General features: G+C 46.2%; 16 protein-coding genes. 2 read left to right on the top strand and 14 right to left on the bottom strand.

Going from position 1 to position 16,738, the window contains the following annotated elements:
- Positions 1-27: 27 nt before the first annotated feature.
- The 7 genes from NKE59_RS03640 to NKE59_RS03610 are packed head-to-tail and all read right to left on the bottom strand — an operon-like array spanning position 28 to position 4,207.
- Positions 28-567 carry a hypothetical protein gene (locus NKE59_RS03640; RefSeq protein ID WP_353439619.1) on the bottom strand — a complete coding sequence of 180 codons (540 nt, stop codon included), beginning with the start codon at positions 565-567 and terminating at the stop codon, positions 28-30.
- Positions 533-1,186, bottom strand: coding sequence for a type II secretion system protein (locus NKE59_RS03635; protein ID WP_353439618.1), 654 nt, complete (start codon positions 1,184-1,186; stop codon positions 533-535). Before NKE59_RS03635 ends, NKE59_RS03640 begins: the two co-directional genes overlap by 35 nt.
- A gap of 3 nt (positions 1,187-1,189) precedes the next feature.
- Positions 1,190-1,687, bottom strand: a complete 498-nt coding sequence (locus NKE59_RS03630) for a prepilin-type N-terminal cleavage/methylation domain-containing protein (RefSeq protein ID WP_353439617.1) — start codon at positions 1,685-1,687, stop codon at positions 1,190-1,192.
- Complete coding sequence (locus NKE59_RS03625) at positions 1,668-2,213, bottom strand: prepilin-type N-terminal cleavage/methylation domain-containing protein (protein WP_353439616.1); 546 nt, start codon at positions 2,211-2,213, stop codon at positions 1,668-1,670. Before NKE59_RS03625 ends, NKE59_RS03630 begins: the two co-directional genes overlap by 20 nt.
- 4 nt (positions 2,214-2,217) lie before the next feature.
- The gene (locus tag NKE59_RS03620; RefSeq protein WP_353439615.1) at positions 2,218-3,228 is read right to left on the bottom strand and encodes a PilT/PilU family type 4a pilus ATPase; all 1,011 of its coding nucleotides are present in this window, start codon (positions 3,226-3,228) and stop codon (positions 2,218-2,220) included.
- 22 nt (positions 3,229-3,250) lie between these two features.
- Entirely contained in the window at positions 3,251-3,679 is a 429-nt protein-coding gene (locus NKE59_RS03615) for a type IV pilin protein (protein ID WP_353439614.1), read from the bottom strand.
- A gap of 18 nt (positions 3,680-3,697) precedes the next feature.
- Complete coding sequence (locus NKE59_RS03610; protein WP_353439613.1) at positions 3,698-4,207, bottom strand: prepilin-type N-terminal cleavage/methylation domain-containing protein; 510 nt, start codon at positions 4,205-4,207, stop codon at positions 3,698-3,700.
- Between the two features lie 182 nt (positions 4,208-4,389).
- Here NKE59_RS03610 and NKE59_RS03605 point away from each other — a divergent pair, with 182 nt between their 5' ends.
- Positions 4,390-4,836, top strand: coding sequence for a hypothetical protein (locus NKE59_RS03605; RefSeq protein WP_353439612.1), 447 nt, complete (start codon positions 4,390-4,392; stop codon positions 4,834-4,836).
- 22 nt (positions 4,837-4,858) lie between these two features.
- On the opposite strand, the gene NKE59_RS03600 is transcribed toward NKE59_RS03605, so the two are convergent.
- From NKE59_RS03600 to NKE59_RS03585, 4 genes are all read right to left on the bottom strand, one after another.
- Positions 4,859-5,764 (bottom strand): DMT family transporter, encoded by a 906-nt coding sequence (locus NKE59_RS03600; RefSeq protein ID WP_353439611.1) that lies wholly within the window; start codon positions 5,762-5,764, stop codon positions 4,859-4,861.
- Positions 5,765-5,806: 42 nt separating this feature from the next.
- Positions 5,807-6,772, bottom strand: a complete 966-nt coding sequence (locus tag NKE59_RS03595; protein ID WP_353439610.1) for a tripartite tricarboxylate transporter substrate binding protein — start codon at positions 6,770-6,772, stop codon at positions 5,807-5,809.
- 69 nt (positions 6,773-6,841) lie between these two features.
- Complete coding sequence (locus tag NKE59_RS03590) at positions 6,842-8,266, bottom strand: amidase (RefSeq protein ID WP_353439609.1); 1,425 nt, start codon at positions 8,264-8,266, stop codon at positions 6,842-6,844.
- Between the two features lie 8 nt (positions 8,267-8,274).
- Positions 8,275-9,333: a malate/lactate/ureidoglycolate dehydrogenase gene (locus NKE59_RS03585; protein WP_353439608.1), complete on the bottom strand. Its 1,059-nt coding sequence runs from the start codon at positions 9,331-9,333 to the stop codon at positions 8,275-8,277.
- Positions 9,334-9,415: 82 nt separating this feature from the next.
- Here NKE59_RS03585 and araD point away from each other — a divergent pair, with 82 nt between their 5' ends.
- The gene (gene araD / locus NKE59_RS03580) at positions 9,416-11,158 is read left to right on the top strand and encodes an L-arabinonate dehydratase (protein ID WP_353439607.1); all 1,743 of its coding nucleotides are present in this window, start codon (positions 9,416-9,418) and stop codon (positions 11,156-11,158) included.
- Positions 11,159-11,194: 36 nt separating this feature from the next.
- On the opposite strand, the gene NKE59_RS03575 is transcribed toward araD, so the two are convergent.
- The 3 genes from NKE59_RS03575 to NKE59_RS03565 form a co-directional block, all read right to left on the bottom strand.
- The gene (locus NKE59_RS03575) at positions 11,195-12,262 is read right to left on the bottom strand and encodes a hypothetical protein (protein ID WP_353439606.1); all 1,068 of its coding nucleotides are present in this window, start codon (positions 12,260-12,262) and stop codon (positions 11,195-11,197) included.
- 68 nt (positions 12,263-12,330) lie between these two features.
- On the bottom strand, positions 12,331-14,643 hold the full coding sequence (parC, locus tag NKE59_RS03570; RefSeq protein ID WP_353439898.1) for a DNA topoisomerase IV subunit A: 2,313 nt from the start codon (positions 14,641-14,643) through the stop codon (positions 12,331-12,333).
- Positions 14,644-14,729: 86 nt separating this feature from the next.
- Complete coding sequence (locus NKE59_RS03565; protein ID WP_353439605.1) at positions 14,730-16,718, bottom strand: DNA topoisomerase IV subunit B; 1,989 nt, start codon at positions 16,716-16,718, stop codon at positions 14,730-14,732.
- Positions 16,719-16,738: the final 20 nt, after the last annotated feature.

Raw genomic sequence — 16,738 nt, 5'->3', positions numbered from 1 at the left:
GAAAGAGGGTTATGAATAAGGACCGTTTCATTTAAGCCCAACAAAAAATATAGTTTCGACGGTAGCTGAGCCAGCAACAGGTTTAGAAGTAATACTATAGAATTTTTCTAACTGTTGATTTGTATTGTATTCACGCGCGGTACTAATTTCACCCCCAGACACTGTACCTTGAGAAATTTTATCGTTACCAACTAGATAGGCATAAGTGCAAGATCCCAAGCTAGATGACGAATACAAAGAGCGTATCCCCCTCGCGTTTGTATTTACATAATTAGTAATTTCAGTAGTAATGGATGGCGTGGCAGAAAGTGACGTCTCAACCGTAATAGTCGGGAATTGATTGAGGAGTGCCTGACTTTGCAAATATTGAGCAACTTTATTCATACATAAATATGCAATATCTTGAGTAACCGACTCTTCCTCAATACGAATTGCAGCTGAAAAATAATTTTTTTGCATTAATACGAGTGAAGCACCAACGACAGCCATTACAGCAATCGAAATTAACACCATAACGGTGGCGCTACCTGATTTAATAAACCTGTTCAGAATTGGCTTCAAAATCATAAGTTAAAACTCGACTATTTAAATTTAAATCAGAATAAACTTCTAAACGACAGCTCAGTCCTTTTGTAATACCTGAAATCTTTCTCTCAATACAGGTAAATGCTTTAACAAGCCCTAGGGCCAATTGTTTAGTATTGAACACTTTTAACGGCGCTGTTGGGGTACCACTTGTAGATGTTCGATAGCTCCGGTCAACATAAATGCCATTTGTAAAGGCTGCTCTACCATCCATTAGCTGAACTGAATACGTTACATAGTTTCTTCGATTAAGGTTACTCGCACCTGAATGATTATATGAATCATAACTGATTCTGATCATACTAACATTGCCATCCGAAGCATTGGTTATAAAAATAGCGGCATTTCCTGTTTCCGCTGTTAATGCTGGTACCAAAATAGAGCCGACTGGGGTAAACCCGGCCTGTGACATATCATAAGAAAATCGATCGATAAAAGACCGAACAGATAAATCGGCATAAATATCTTTGCTAAAGCTAGTAGCAGTATTCATAAAAGCCTTAGAAAAAAATACTAAAGAAGCCATTAGCATTGAGATGATAATAAGAGCTAACATTAGCTCAAGCAATGTAAACGCCCTTCGCAGTAGAAATTGATTCATTATTTACTTCACCATATAGCTAACACGTTGATACACAGGAGAAGTTCTGCTGGTATCAGTGGGAGAATAAAAACTTACAGTCACACGCATGTAAGTAATACCACTAATTACTGCAGTAACAGTATTGGATAAGGTAATTACATAATTTGCCATGCCAACGGGATATGACACACCGCATAAAATAGTTTGCGTTTGTTGCTGAATCGTAATTCCAGCAGCAGAAGGACAAGAAGAATTACTTAAGGTTGGCAAGCTTTGATTAACAACGCTAGGAAGCTCGGATGACTGTATGCTCAACAAAATTAAACGATACTGACCAAAAAGATTATCAGACAAACGTTGATAAGTTGTTCTTTCAACAATTGCACTTCTACCTGAATTTAAAATCTTGATAATCGAAAAAGATGAGAGTAATGCAACTGAAATAAGAGCGGCACAAACCATTGCTTCAATTAAAGTAAAGCCTGACCTTAAGGATTGATTAAATATCCCCGTACGCATTTAGCTTCTCTCGTAGATAAATTCTTCCTAACGCATTCTCTCCTGAAATAACTAGTTTTGATGTGTACAAATTATTAGGTAAATTGAACTCAAGTTCAACACCACCAATCGCATCTCCAGAAAAGAAATTACCATTTGAGGCTATGTAAAAATTTTTGTTACTTGAGCAATTTAACGTAGTCCAAGATGCCGATAAATAGATATCATTATTTGAAGCTTCAATATCAATTGTTGCGCCAACCTTGGCACTTGAAGTAGTTGCAGCAACGGCACTGGCAAAGCTATCGCTTTTCAATGGGTACCACTCAAGCTGAATGCCAGCAGGCGAGCAAATAAGCTTAGCAGTTCGCCCCGATGCTCTAGCGTCCAGACTGGCTTGTCCCAATCGCTGTGACACTAATTTGGTCTCTGCAATTAATTTTTCCAATGGTAACTGATCGCGGCTATTAACCATCACGAGCGCAGCAATAATTCCAATAAGACCGATTGAAATCAATACCTCTAGAAAAGTTACCCCTCTTTGCATGTTTCTAAGTGATGCTCAACATGGCATCTTGAGCCACTTTGCCCTCCGCAATAAGCGCTCTGATTGATGCCTCCATAGACATCATTCCTTCATTTCGTGCAGTTTGCATCACATTTGGAATCTGAAAAACTTTATTTTCCCGAATAAGATTTTTGATAGCTTGATTACAAATCATTATTTCGTAGGCGCCGACTCTACCTGAGCCATCAATGCGCTTTAATAAGCGTTGGGTAATAACACATCGAAGGGTTGACGATAGCTGAGATCTAATTTGATCTTGCTGTGATGGTGGAAAAACATCAATTATTCGAGTAATAGTGCTAGGGGCGCTATTGGTGTGTAATGTGCCAAATACAAGGTGACCAGTCTCCGCAGCAGTTAAAGCTAACTGTATGGTCTCCAAATCACGAAGCTCTCCAACTAAGATAACGTCCGGATCTTCACGCAATGAGGCTCTTAAAGCATTTAGGAATGATTTGGTATCACGCCCTATTTCGCGCTGATTAACCACACATCGTTTTGCCGGATGTTTAAATTCAACAGGATCCTCTACGGTAATAATATGCCCCGCTAACGTTTGATTAATAACATCGATAATCGCCGCTAAAGTAGTGCTTTTACCTGAACCTGTGGGTCCGGTAACAAGAACTAATCCTGTTTCAATACTTGGAACTGTTCGCACATAGGCAGGGAGGCTTAAGGTATCAAAGTTTGGAATTGAAGTTTCGATCTTACGAAGAACTAAACCAATTTGCTCATCCGCCCAAAAGGCATTAATACGAAAGCGAAATCCCTTTTTTTCGGCTGCAAAATCTAGATCGCGGCTATCTAAAAATTTTGCAAAATCCTCTGGGGGTAGCTCTTCTTTTAAGAAATTCAATAACTCTTGTTGCTGGACTGTCTGATCAGTTTTTACGATTTCGCCATATTCCCTATAGGCTACTAGTTCCCCCGCCCTTAAATGTATATCAGAAAGTTTTTTAGAGGCGGCCAACTCAATGAACAAATCCCACATTTATACCTCTGTAAAAAAATAATTAAAGACAGTTACCAGTTCCAGTAGTTGCGTTTAGTCTTAGGCAGTCAGTTTGATCGATAGAAAAATAATAGTTTGTAACTCTTATACTATCTGCACGCACTAAAAAGGCAGTTGCGCTACTTGAAACTATAGAAAAGTTGTAGTTTTTGGTACTAACGTTAACGCCTGATAATAAGTTTGTAACGATGGTGGCATTACTATTGCATATTGGATTAGAGGTTGGCCCACAGTAAGTCCCATACAATAACTTAAAGCGCTCCTGAGATGCAGATATGGCTCTCAAACTCATTTGAGCATCGGTATCTCTCCCTTTTTGCAAGTACCCAGTGTATTGAGGTATAGCAATAGCCGACAATATACCAATCACCACAACCACTACAACCAGTTCTAGCAAGGAGAAACCGCTGCGCAGAACTGGCTGCTTCATAAGGCCAACTAAATAAAGTTACTCTAGGGTTGAAATGGATGCCGTTGAGAGACTTGCAGTGCCGTCAGACTTTCCAACGTTCGCTGTAACGTCTAAATTATTTCCATTCACAACAATGCCCATATTGCCTAATGTGGTAGTGGTACTCGCAGGGGCAGTATTAGTTACTGGACAAGTAGTGCTTGCAGGGGAATATGGATTTTTCATACTTGACCCAAGGGCTGAAATGAAATATGTTTGATATTCGGCTGCAGTAGGTCTAGTTGTGCAACTGCGTGTAACGGCCGTACAACCATTTGCAGCTGCTATAGCAGCTAAATCGGTACCGGAATTACATTTGGTAATCTCTGCAGCAATAAACTTCTTAGCATTTGCAAAATTAGCGGTAGCAGCCTGAACTCTCGCATTCGCTTGGTATCCTTGATACATTGGAACACCTACGGCAGCCAAGATTCCGATAATCGCAATAACAACTAAGAGCTCAACTAGTGTAAAGGCGCGTTTAAGTTTTGAGTGATTTAAGTTCATCGTTTCTCCATGGATGATATTTACTGTCAATTTATTATTACAACTTTTCTACTTCTTTGAAATATGTTTTGTAATAATAATACGTACTTAAATGAATTTAGTGACCATTTTGTATATATTAGGGTTAACCCTAATACTCTAATCTAGTAGAAAATAGCGTATAACACCATACATCTTATACATTGAATTCCCCAATTTTGGCATTAGAGAGCTATTGGCTAGCCCAAGCCATGAAATACTCGACCTGGCTCTACCCCACTGTTGAAACTGTGCACATTTGGGGGGTTGGTATGCTCTTTGGCAGTGTGGTGTTAATGGATTTACGCGTATTGGGTCTAGTCAAAGCTCTTGATTACTCTGCTCTCTCGCGTTTAGGAATCGCAGTATCTCTACTCGGGTTCTCTTTGGCTGTACTCACAGGTTCGATGCTATTTATCACCCATGCTGGAGATCTGATTGCCTCACGTTTATTCATTCTCAAGATGTGTCTGATCTTCTTGTTAATTACCAATGCTGTGTTGTTGCGAATGCGCGTAGTCATTAATGCGACTACTAAAGCACAAGCAGTCATCTCTCTAGTGGGCTGGGCCAGCGTCATTGGTTTGGGACGCTGGTTAGCGTATGTCTAATTAAGACTAAATCAATTAAGGGTTAGATGCGTTTCTTCTTCTGAATCGATAGATAAATACCAGCCAAGATCAGTGCAAAGGCGACACCCTGAAATAGCTCAGGGGGTTTTTGTAGTAACAAGGTTGAAAGGATGGCTGTAAAGAGCGGAATTAAGTTTGTAAAGAATGTCGCTACCGTAGCCCCTGCACCACTAACGCCTAGACCCCAACAACGGTAGGCGATCAAGGATGGGCCGATGATCACGTAAATGATCATGAATACAGTTGGCCATGACCACGTGAAGTAACTGTATTCCAACTGCCATTCGGTCACTGCAAAGCCCAAAGACCAACAGAAGCCAAAGCCTACCTGTGCTAATAAGAAATAGCTCCACGGCCAGGTTCGCTCGGTACTCTCTTTTGGATGACTTAGCATCCAGCTATAAGCGCCCCATAAGATGGTGGCAAGAACCATCAGCAGGTCACCGGCCACAAACTCAATCTCAATCAAACGCTCAAGCTCTCCACGGACAATCACTACGATTACACCAATTAAGGAGATGACCGCACCAATGATTTGTTTTATGTTTGGCTGTTCTTTATAAAACAAGGCCCCAATCACAATGGCCCAGATCGGCATGCTTGCACCAATTAAGGTGACATTAATTGGCGTAGAACTCTCTAGTGCCAAGTAGAGTAAGACGTTATAACTGCCTACCCCCAAAAGACTCAGTAGCGCAAACCGTTTACTGGATTGCCACAATGGACTGGCAGATCCAAAGACTCTCCAAGCAAATGGCAACAGAATGAGTGCAGTGACTCCCCAACGGATGCTATTGAGCAAAACGGGTGAACTAGATTGTACTAATATCTTGCCAACAATGGCATTGCCCGCCCACATCAATGCGGCGGTAGTGAGATAAAAAGCAGTAAGGGCCGATACGTGCATCGGCCCTACTGTATCAAGTTTATATTGCGGGGTAGCTTTTTGTTACTCTGCAGTTGCTCCAGAGAACTTTACGACCTTAGCCCATTTGTCGGTCTCGGCCTGAATAATCTTGCCAAAATCTGCTGGTGTGCCAGTAATGGGTACGCCACCTAACTCAGCTAAGCGCTCCCGAATTTTTGGATTACTCATCACCTTATTAATCGCAGCGTTCATCTTATTAACAATGTCTGGTGGAGTACCGCGAGGCATTCCAACACCAAACCATGCGGTCGCTTCGTATCCAGGGATGGTCTCACCCACGGTTTGGATATTCGGTAAAGATGGTTCACGCTTTTCTGAGGTCACGGCCAAGGCTTTTAGACGACCGGACTTAATATGCCCAGCCGAAGATGGCAAGTTATCAAAGAGTACTTGTACTTGGTTGCCCATGAGATCGACCAATGCAGGGCCAGCACCCTTATAAGGAACGTGCAGCATATTGCAACCGGTCATCGATTTAAATAGCTCACCAGACATATGAACGGAAGTACCGCTACCCGACGATGCCATATTAATTTTGCTGACGTTGTTTTTGCAATACGCCAAGAACTCGGCCACGTTATTGGCTGGAAAACTTGGTGGCACAACCATCACATTGGGAGAGCGAATTATCCCCGCAACCGGAGCAATGTCGCGGATGAAGTTAAACGGCAAACTTTTATAGAGGGTTGTATTAATCCCGTTAGCAGGATTAACTAAGAGCATGGTGTAGCCATCGGGCGGTGATTTAACAACCGCATCCACACCAATATTGTTCCCTCCACCCGGTCGGTTCTCGACAATCACTTGTTGACCCAATATCTCACTTAAGGGTGGTGCAATAATCCGTGCAATCACATCGGTAGTTCCCGCTGGTGGATACGGCACGATCCATTTAACCGCACGATCAGGATACTGTTGAGCCCATGCTGAACTAAAGGCGGTCAGAAATGCAAATACGCCCAGCACAAGCTTTTGGTGATAACGCATAGTAAGGTCTCCTAGTTTTTTATTAATGTACTACTGCTTCTTGAACTTATTATTTATTGAATTTTTATTTTAAGCAACCGTACAAATAGAAGGGCGTTTTAGGCCAAATTGGGTTGCTTGCTCAAAGGCGTACGCCATTTGCAGGACCGCAAGGTCTTGACGGTGACCTCCAACGATTTGCACTCCTACAGGTAAACCCGAATCGGTAAAACCCGCGGGCACTGAAATAGCAGGGTTACCCATCGCACTAATAAAGTAAGCGGTCTTTTGCCAATCGATATAGGTGTTCATTTTGACCCCATTAATTTCGCGTGGGTAGTCAAGATCAACCGAGAATGGCACAACTTGGTTCACCGGCAATATAAAGAACTCATAGGTGTTCATAAACTCGCGCATCCGATGATAGATCTCAGTGCGCTTAGCTTCTGCCCTTGCCAACTGTGGTCCAGTGAGATCAAGGCCCTGCTCTGCGTTCCAAATCACGGTGTCTTTGAGTTGATCCTTATGACTGGCTAATAGCGGTGCAATCCGTAACTCAGTGCGCCATGCCCGCCAGAGCATAAAGATCTCACCGGCTTCGCTTAGATCAATCTCAGCATCAACCACCTCACAACCTAAACGCTCAAACACCTCACGCGCTGCTCGCATTACGGTTCGCACCTCGGGCTCTAGAGGCAACCCACCTAAATCTTCACTGTAAGCAACTTTGCAACCCTTGAAGTTACGCTGGAGTGGTGAAGCAAATATTGCTCCAGGAGTATCAATAGCAATCGGTGAGCGATCATCAGGTCCTGACAACACAGACATCATGAGCGCAAGGTCCTCTACGCTACGTGCCATGGGTCCAGCCACACTCATGGTGTACCAACCCAATTGCTCAGGCCACGTTGGCACCCGCCCAACCGATGGGCGCATACCAACTAAATTACAAAAGTTAGCGGGGTTGCGTAATGACCCAGCTAGATCAGTCCCATCAGCAAGCGCCACCATCCCGGCTGCCAATGCTACGGCGCCACCACCCGATGAGCCCCCACACGTTTTAGTCAGGTCATAGGGGTTTAATGTGGCTCCAAAGAGCGTATTAAATGTTTGACTACCAGCACCAAACTCGGGGGTATTGGTTTTGCCTAAGCTAATCGCTCCGGCATTTTTCTGCCGCTCCACGGGCAAGGAGTCAACCTGAGGAATATTGTCTTTATAGATGGGTGAGCCAAAAGTAGTCTTCACACCCTTGGTCAAAAATAAATCTTTATGCGCCACGGGCAGACCATGTAAAGCACCGATCGCATCTTGTCTTGCCAATTGAGCATCGGCCTCTTTAGCAGCTTGCAAGGCACTCTCGGCGGTCAGGGTCACAATGGCATTGAGTTTTGGATTAAAGCGCTCAACCTGATCAAGATGGGCAGTGATTAATTGGGTCACACTAATTTTTTTAGAGCGAATCAACTGCTCTTGCTCACACGCCCCCAGAAAACAGAGATCATTACTTGGCATATCGGGTCCTATTTATTAATGGGCACATCAAACTGCTTTGCAGCATGAACAATATCGGCCCAGGTCTGGTCATCGATCCCGATACCCTGTTTCATTCTAGTTTGCATGATCGCCAACTCTGGTTCTCCCGCTACTTGAACTGGGCTAGATGGATGTGCCGCTGGACTTTGTTTGACCCATGAAACGAAAGATGCCACTTCTGCATCAAACTGTTCTTGGGTGTTGGTGCTCTGGGGATTAATCAAGATGCTCAACATGCCATTCCAAATGGCCCGACTTTTTTTGGGTCTTGGCTTCCAAGTACCACTTCCAGTTAACGCGCCCGCCAATAGCTCGCATGCAATAGCAAGCCCCGATCCTTTGTGTTCGCCAAAGGGCATCAAGGCGCCCATCTTGCCATCCGCATTGGGTTTGACCACGACACCAGGATCTTGTGTGGGTCGCCCTTGCGGATCAATCAAATATCCTGGCTCCATGGTTTTGCCTTGGTTATAGGCCACGCGCATCTTTCCTTGAGCAACTCGACTAGTTGCAAAGTCTAAGATGAATGGTGCTTTGTTTTTAATCGGCACACCGATACAAAAGGGGTTAGTGCCATGGCGTCCATCACCTCCACCCCAAACAGCCACTACAGGTAAAGAGCGAACATTTACTAAATGAATCGATACCAAACCTTGACTAGCTGCAATCTCGGCAAAGTGACCAATCCGTCCAAGGTGATGGGCGTTAGATAAAGATACGATGCAACTACCGTGCTTATGAGCACGCTCAATACCCAGTTGCATTGCTTCTTCTCCCACCACTTGACCATAGCCCTGCTGAGCATCGAGCACAAGCAATGAACCAAGATCACTGCGCACCTGACATCCTTGATTAATTTTGAGCACTCCCTCTAGAAATGCCTCCACATATCTCGGAATCATTCCTACGCCATGCGAGTCGTGTCCTTTGAGATTGGCAAGCACTAAGTTATGAGCCACTGTTTTAGCTTCGGCTAGGCTACTACCCATTGCCTTAACTATTTTTGTGATCTGTTTTTCTAGTTCTTGGTGTGCAATAACAGGCATGGTGGTGAGAGGTTCTATTGTTTTAATGAATTTAGGTTCTCGTGTATATTAAATCATCACTTATCGCTCATTACGGATATCTATGTCTACTCGCAAGTTAAAAAAGCCCGAAGAGTTACGAAGTCATCGCTGGTATGGAGTTAAAGATCTCCGCAGCTTTGGTCACCGGTCGCGGACTGCGCAAATGGGCTACACCCGCCAAGACTATGCGGGAAAACCAGTAATTGCCATCATCAATACTTGGAGCGACATTAATCCTTGCCATGGTCATTTTCGGCAACGGGCTGAGGAAGTAAAACGGGGGGTATGGCAAGCGGGCGGCTTTCCTGTAGAAATGCCAGCGATGTCACTATCCGAGCCTTTCCAAAAACCTACCACCATGCTCTATCGCAATTTATTAGCCATGGAGACCGAAGAATTATTGCGCTCCTATCCAGCAGATGCGTGCGTCTTAATGGGTGGTTGCGATAAGACCACTCCCGCACTTCTCATGGGTGCGATTAGCATGAACTTACCCACCATCTTCTTGCCCGCTGGTCCGATGCTGCGCGGTGATTACCAAGGTAATTACTTGGGAAGCGGTAGCGATACTTGGAAATATTGGGCAGAGTTACGGGCGGGCAATATTACCGAGAGCGATTGGCGGAATATTGAAAACGGGATTGCACGCTCACCCGGTCACTGCATGACCATGGGAACCGCCTCCACCATGACGAGCGCCACTGAGGCCTTGGGTTTATCGCTCTCAGGCTTTGCCTCGATTCCGGCATCCGACTCGCGTCATTCTCAGATGGCTAGCATGACCGGGCGGCGTATTGTGGAAATGGCCTGGGAAGATCTCAAACCCTCTGATATTTTGACCAGGGCATCTTTTGACAATGCCATGAGTACAGTCTTAGCGCTCGCAGGCTCTACCAACTCGGTCGTACATATGATTGCCGTGTCGCGCCGTGCTGGCTTTCCATTAACGCTCGATCATATCGATGCACTAGCTCGTAAGGTTCCAGTTCTAGCCAACCTTCGTCCTGCCGGCGAGTATCTGATGGAAGATTTTTATTACGCGGGTGGTTTACGAGCACTCTTAAAGCAACTATCGCCCTTATTAGATCTCACGCAGCAAACTGTTGATGGTAAATCCTTAGGTGAATTGATTTCAGAAGCGAAAGTGTTTAAGCCCGAGGTTATCCGCTCGCTGGATAACCCTTTAGTAGCCAGCGATAGCTTGGCGATCCTCAAGGGGAACCTTGCACCCGATGGTGCGGTCATCAAACCGCCTGCTGCTGAATCGCATCTTCTCAAACATACTGGCAAGGCGGTGGTCTTTAAGAACTACGATGACCTCTCCGCACGCATTGATGACCCACAGCTGGATGTCGACAAAGACTCGGTAATTGTGTTGCAAAACGCGGGTCCCTTGGGTGCCCCAGGTATGCCTGAGTGGGGTCAATTACCCATTCCGCAAAAACTGCTCAAGCAAGGTGTGCGCGATATGGTACGCATCTCCGATGCCCGCATGAGTGGTACCAGTTACGGCGCCTGTGTCTTGCATGTGGCTCCAGAGTCTTATGTTGGCGGGCCATTGGCTTTAGTCAGGGATGGTGATTTGATTGAATTGGATGTGCCAGCGCGCAAACTCAATGTCTTAATCTCAGACGCAGAGATGACCAAGCGAAAGCAAACCTGGCAAGCCCCTCTCAAGAAATTTGATCGTGGCTTTGGCAAGATGTACAGTGCGCATGTCTTGCAGGCCGATCAAGGCTGTGACTTTGACTTTTTAGAAACGTCGCACCAAGAGCAATCTGGAACAGATCCTGAGATCCATTAAGTAAATAATCCTATGCAACTTCGTCGGTATAAGGCTTTATCCTGCTAGTTTTTTACGATTGATTTCAAGTCGTCGATCTACTAATGCCACTTGGGCATCAATGGCAGGGTTACTCATTCCCTTTGAGCGGGCAATTAACTGGACCAATTTATCAGCGCGTTCAATATTGGGCGCTCCATTTTGTAGGGCTCTAGCAGCAGATGCTGGGCGTGAGAGTGACTGTGCAGCAGCTGCATATTTCTCAAAAGGAACCAAGTCGTTTGGCTGAGCGCCAAGTGCTACACACATATCAAACACAAAGTTATAAACCGAACGCGACTCCTCGATATTGGCATGAACTGCATCCTGGGTATTACGCATTCCATCTTCAGTAATGCAGCGGTAATTCCCAGCCAACAACATCGACCATTTAGCCAATGGCACAAACAAGGAGTCATGCACCTTTAATTTGACCGGGAGTTCAATTTTTCCTTCTGGTGTCTCAAAACGGGCATTAGCAACATCCGTTTCTAGTTGGCGCAGTATGGTGTTATAGCGATCATTGTCAAAAGTAGCGCACTTGAAATTAGTTGGCAAGGTAACTTGCAAGAAATTTGCCTGCTCGCCTGGTGGACGAATGGCCTGCGGATCTGGGCTATTGAGGGTCATATTGGCTGGATCAAACGAGTCCCAAATTCTCGCATCGGTATAGGCAGATTCAAGCGACTTGTAATCCAAGCCTGGTATGCGCTTAATGAAAGGTAATGGTGGCATGTTCATGATGGACATACAAGGTAAGCCCGAGCGACCAATTGCATCCATCAACTCCCGAACTCCAGCAGAACGGTATTGTGGTTCTTGCATGCAAAGTCCTACCAAGTCATATTGGCTTAGATCATTCCCCTCAGCAGGTCCAGCAGTAACGCGACCTGGGAGTAAACGTGACTCCAATAAAACGGGTTCCGTACGACCACGGATTGGGAGTCGGACCTTAAAGCCCTCTTTATTAATCAGCGCAGCCTCTTCAGGTAAACACACTAAGTGGATATGGTGGCCTCCATATAAAAGTTTTGAGGCCAAGAGAGAGCCATAAGAGGCTCCAAGTAATAAGATTTTATAGGGCATTTTTTAGGCGGGATTTAATTTCTTCATTTAGTGAATGATCTTATCAGAACCAATATCCTAAATTAGACTTAGTTCGCCTTGAGTCTTGCTTCTTTGAGTCGCGGCTCTACCAGATGGCCTTTACGTGCTCGGTTGCCAGCAAATCCCTTCAATGCTTTTGCATCTAAGATAGTGTCGGTTGGTTTGCCACCCCTGCCAAGACCACTATAGCTAGCCCCTTGTGCTCCAAATGCGATGGCTGATTTTAGAAATTCTTTTGGATCAAGCCCCATCAAGATGACGCCCTTGCCACCGGTTGGTAAGCGTTTGAGTTCATCAAGCGGGAATACCAATAAGCGACCATTTTCGGAGAGGCAAGCAACCTGTCGCATACCCTCCACTACTTTGGCTGCTCCAAGCGGTGCGTCACCCTGCATTTTTTTGTCTAAGCCCACAAACGATTTACCAGCCTTATTACGAGTAAACATATCCGCCACATTCGCCAAGAAACCATTGCCGCCTTTGGTCGAGATCAAAACAAGATCATCGGCATGCCCTGCGTAATAGGCCACCATCTGCGACCCAGGGGCAAGATTAACAAAGCTGGTTAAGGGCGAACCATCACCCCGTGCACCGGGTAATTCGCTTACGGGAACGGTGTAAACCCGGCCATCAGTTCCAAAGCCCAGCATCTGATCGACAGTACGGCACTCAAAGGTGTCATAGAGAGCATCGCCTGCCTTAAACGTGAACTGTTGCGAGTCATGCTCATGACCTTGGCGTACCCGCACCCAGCCTTTTTGCGAGACGATGACCGTAACGGGCTCATCAATCACCTTGACCTCTGCCACTGCGCGCTCGTCTTGCTTCATCAGGGTGCGGCGCTGATCACCAAAGTCCTTCGCATCGGCCTCAATCTCTTTAATGATGTGCTTACGAAGCGAAGACTCATTGTTGAGGAGCTCATCCAACTCTGTTTTTTGCCCTTTGAGTTCTTTGAGTTCTTGTTCGATCTTAATGCCTTCTAATCTAGCGAGCTGACGCAGACGAATCTCCAAAATATCTTCAGCCTGGCGCTCACTCAATTTAAAGGCTTTCATCAGATCCGGTTTAGGCTCATCGCTGTTCCGAATCAACTTAATTACCTTATCAACATTAAGGAAGACGATCTTGCGTCCTTCCAAAATATGCATGCGGTCTTTGACCTTACCAAGACGATGGCTCGTGCGCCGCGTGACCGTTCCTACTCTGAATTCAATCCACTCACTCAGGATTTCCTCAAGGCCTTTTTGTCGGGGTCGACCATCGTTCCCAATCATCACGAGATTGATCGAGGCGTTAGATTCTAAGGAAGTGTGTGCCAAGAGCAGTGTGACAAACTCATGTTGCTCAATGTTCTTGCTCTTTGGTTCAAAAACGAGGCGGACAGGAGCGCCACGGGTTGACTCATCGCGAACGCTATCTAAGACATTGAGGATGGTTTGTCTTAGATTAATTTGTTCAGCACTTAAGGACTTCTTACCTAATTTCACCTTCGGATTAGTGAGCTCTTCAATCTCTTGCAAGACCTTCTGTGTGGAGGTAGCAGGTGGTAACTCATTAACCACAACCTGCCATTGCCCACGCGCCAACTCTTCAATGCTCCAACGGGCACGCACTTTAATAGACCCGCGGCCGTTCTCATAAATTTGCGCGATCTCACTCGCCGAGGAAATAATCTGCCCGCCACCCGGAAAATCTGGTCCCGGTATGAGTTTGAGTAAATCCGCTGTACTTGTTTTAGCGGACTTCATTAAGGCAATGGTAGCTGCTGCAACTTCGCGAATATTGTGCGATGGAATCTCAGTCGCCATCCCTACCGCAATACCCGATGCGCCATTAAGTAATACAAAGGGTAGGCGAGCTGGTAGCAGTTTAGGCTCTTTGAATGAGCCGTCGTAGTTCGGTACAAAATCAACCGTACCCTCATCAATCTCGGCTAACAGTAAATTAGCAATTTTGGTTAAACGCGCTTCGGTGTAACGCATCGCCGCTGCGCCATCGCCATCGCGTGAACCAAAATTACCTTGCCCATCAATCAATGGGTAACGTAAGGAAAAATCTTGTGCGAGCCGAACGAGTGCATCGTACGCCGATTGATCACCATGCGGATGGAATTTGCCTAAGACATCACCAACCACTCGCGCACTCTTCACTGGTTTGGCATCCGCACGCAGCCCCATCTCGTTCATCGAGTACAGAATGCGGCGCTGCACAGGCTTTTGCCCATCGGCAACCTCAGGAAGAGCCCTGCCCTTGACCACGCTAATGGCGTAATCTAGATACGCGCGTTCTGCATAGACTCCCAATGAAAGAGCTTCGTCTGCTAGAGTGATTTTTTTAGGGGGGTGCTCATCGACCATGGCAAATAGATCACCTTGATCAGAGACTTTCTTGCTCTTGCTATTTTTAGAAGTGGGGCTTGGTTTTTTACTGGGCATGATGGATCCTAAATATCGGCCTCGACCTCGTTACCGCGCTCTTCTAACCAATCGCGTCTGGCGCCCGACTCTGATTTACCCATCAACATATCCATCGTTTTAATCGTATCGCTCTCACTCATCTCACCCAAACTCATAGGAAGAAGTCTGCGCGTATCCGGATTTAAAGTGGTGTCCCACAACTGCTCGGCACTCATCTCGCCCAAGCCCTTAAAGCGTGAGATCTGCCATGCGCCATCGCGCACGCCATCTTTGCGTAATTTATCTTCAATTGCAATCAACTCGCTTTCATCGAGCGCATAAATCTTTTGTGCAGGCTTCTTACCACGCGCGGGCGCATCGACCCTAAACAAGGGTGGTCTAGCGATATACACATTGCCATTCTCAATCAGTCTTGGAAAGTGTTTATAAAAGAGTGTGAGTAGGAGAACTTGAATATGCGAGCCATCCACATCCGCATCCGAGAGGATACAGATCTTGCCATAGCGCAAATTGCTGAGATTGGGCTCATCGGTCGGTCCGTGCGGATCAACCCCAATCGCTACCGCAATATCATGCACCTCATTATTGGCAAAGAGCCGATCACGCTCGGTCTCCCAAGTGTTAAGTACCTTACCACGCAGAGGCAAGATGGCTTGATATTCTTTATTGCGACCCATTTTTGCTGAGCCCCCGGCTGAGTCTCCCTCGACTAAGAAGAGTTCATTAAGAGCAATGTCTTGGCTCTCACAATCGGTGAGCTTACCGGGCAGTACCGCAACCCCGGAGGATTTTTTCTTTTCCACCTTTTGACCAGCACGGGTCCTTGCTTGCGCTTGCTTAATCACAAGTTCAGCCAGGGTGCGACCGTAATCCACATGTTGGTTTAACCACAACTCTAGCGCTGACTTCACAAAGCCCGAGACCAAGCGTACGGCATCCCTGGAGTTCAAGCGCTCCTTAATTTGCCCTTGAAACTGTGGGTCCAATACTTTGGCAGACAAAATGAATGAGGCACGAGCAAAGACATCCTCTGGCATGAGCTTCACACCTTTGGGTTGCAGCGCGTGTATCTCCACAAAGCTCTTCACTGCATTAAAGAGTCCTTCACGTAGTCCACTTTCGTGTGTTCCACCGGCTGGTGTAGGAATCAAGTTCACGTAACTCTCACGCACGGGGGCGCCATCTTCGGTCCAACTCACTACCCACGCAGCACCTTCGCCCTCGGCAAAGGACTCTTCCTCGCCAGCACCCGAGGCGTAATGCTCGCCCTCAAAGGCTGGAATGACGGGTGCACTATGGCCCCCTTGAGCCAGAGACTCATCCAAGTAGCCCTTGAGTCCTTGAGCATAGAGCCAGGATTGGCTTTGACCATTCTTTTCGTAAACCAGGGTGACCTTCACTCCTGGTAATAAGACCGCCTTGGAACGTAAGAGTCGCTCAAGATCGGCTAGCGGAATTTGTGCACTATCAAAATATTTAGGGTTGGGCCACGCGCGCACTTTCGTGCCATGCGCTTTATCACCTTTGGTGGCAGCTTTGGATTTGAGTTTCTCGATCACATCGCCATCGGCAAAGGTAATGGTGGATACCTGTTGTTCGCGCCAAACCGTGACCTCGAGTCGTTTGGAGAGTGCATTGGTGACCGATACGCCCACGCCATGCAAACCACCTGAGAATGCATAGGCACCACCAGCACCCTTCTCAAACTTTCCTCCCGCATGCAGTTGGGTAAACACAATCTCAACCACTGGTTTCTTTTCTTGTGAATGGATCCCTACTGGAATACCCCGGCCATCATCTTCCACGCTCACGCTGCCATCGGTATGCAGGGTAACGACCACTTCCTTGCCATAGCCTCCGAGAGCTTCATCCGAGGCGTTATCCAAGACCTCCTGAATGATATGCAGGGGATTATCGGTCCGGGTATACATCCCAGGACGCTGTCGAACGGGCTCCAAGCCCTTTAAGACTTTGATGGAGGATTCGCTGTATTGCGCGGTTTTACGAGTAGCCATGCGCAGAAATTGTATCCATA

It is taken from the genome of Polynucleobacter sp. UK-FUSCHL-C3 (assembly GCF_040409815.1).
In the GTDB taxonomy this organism is placed as follows: Bacteria; Pseudomonadota; Gammaproteobacteria; order Burkholderiales; family Burkholderiaceae; genus Polynucleobacter.
The sequence above is the reverse complement of the archived record's forward strand: the minus strand, read 5'-3'. Positions and strand labels throughout refer to the sequence as shown.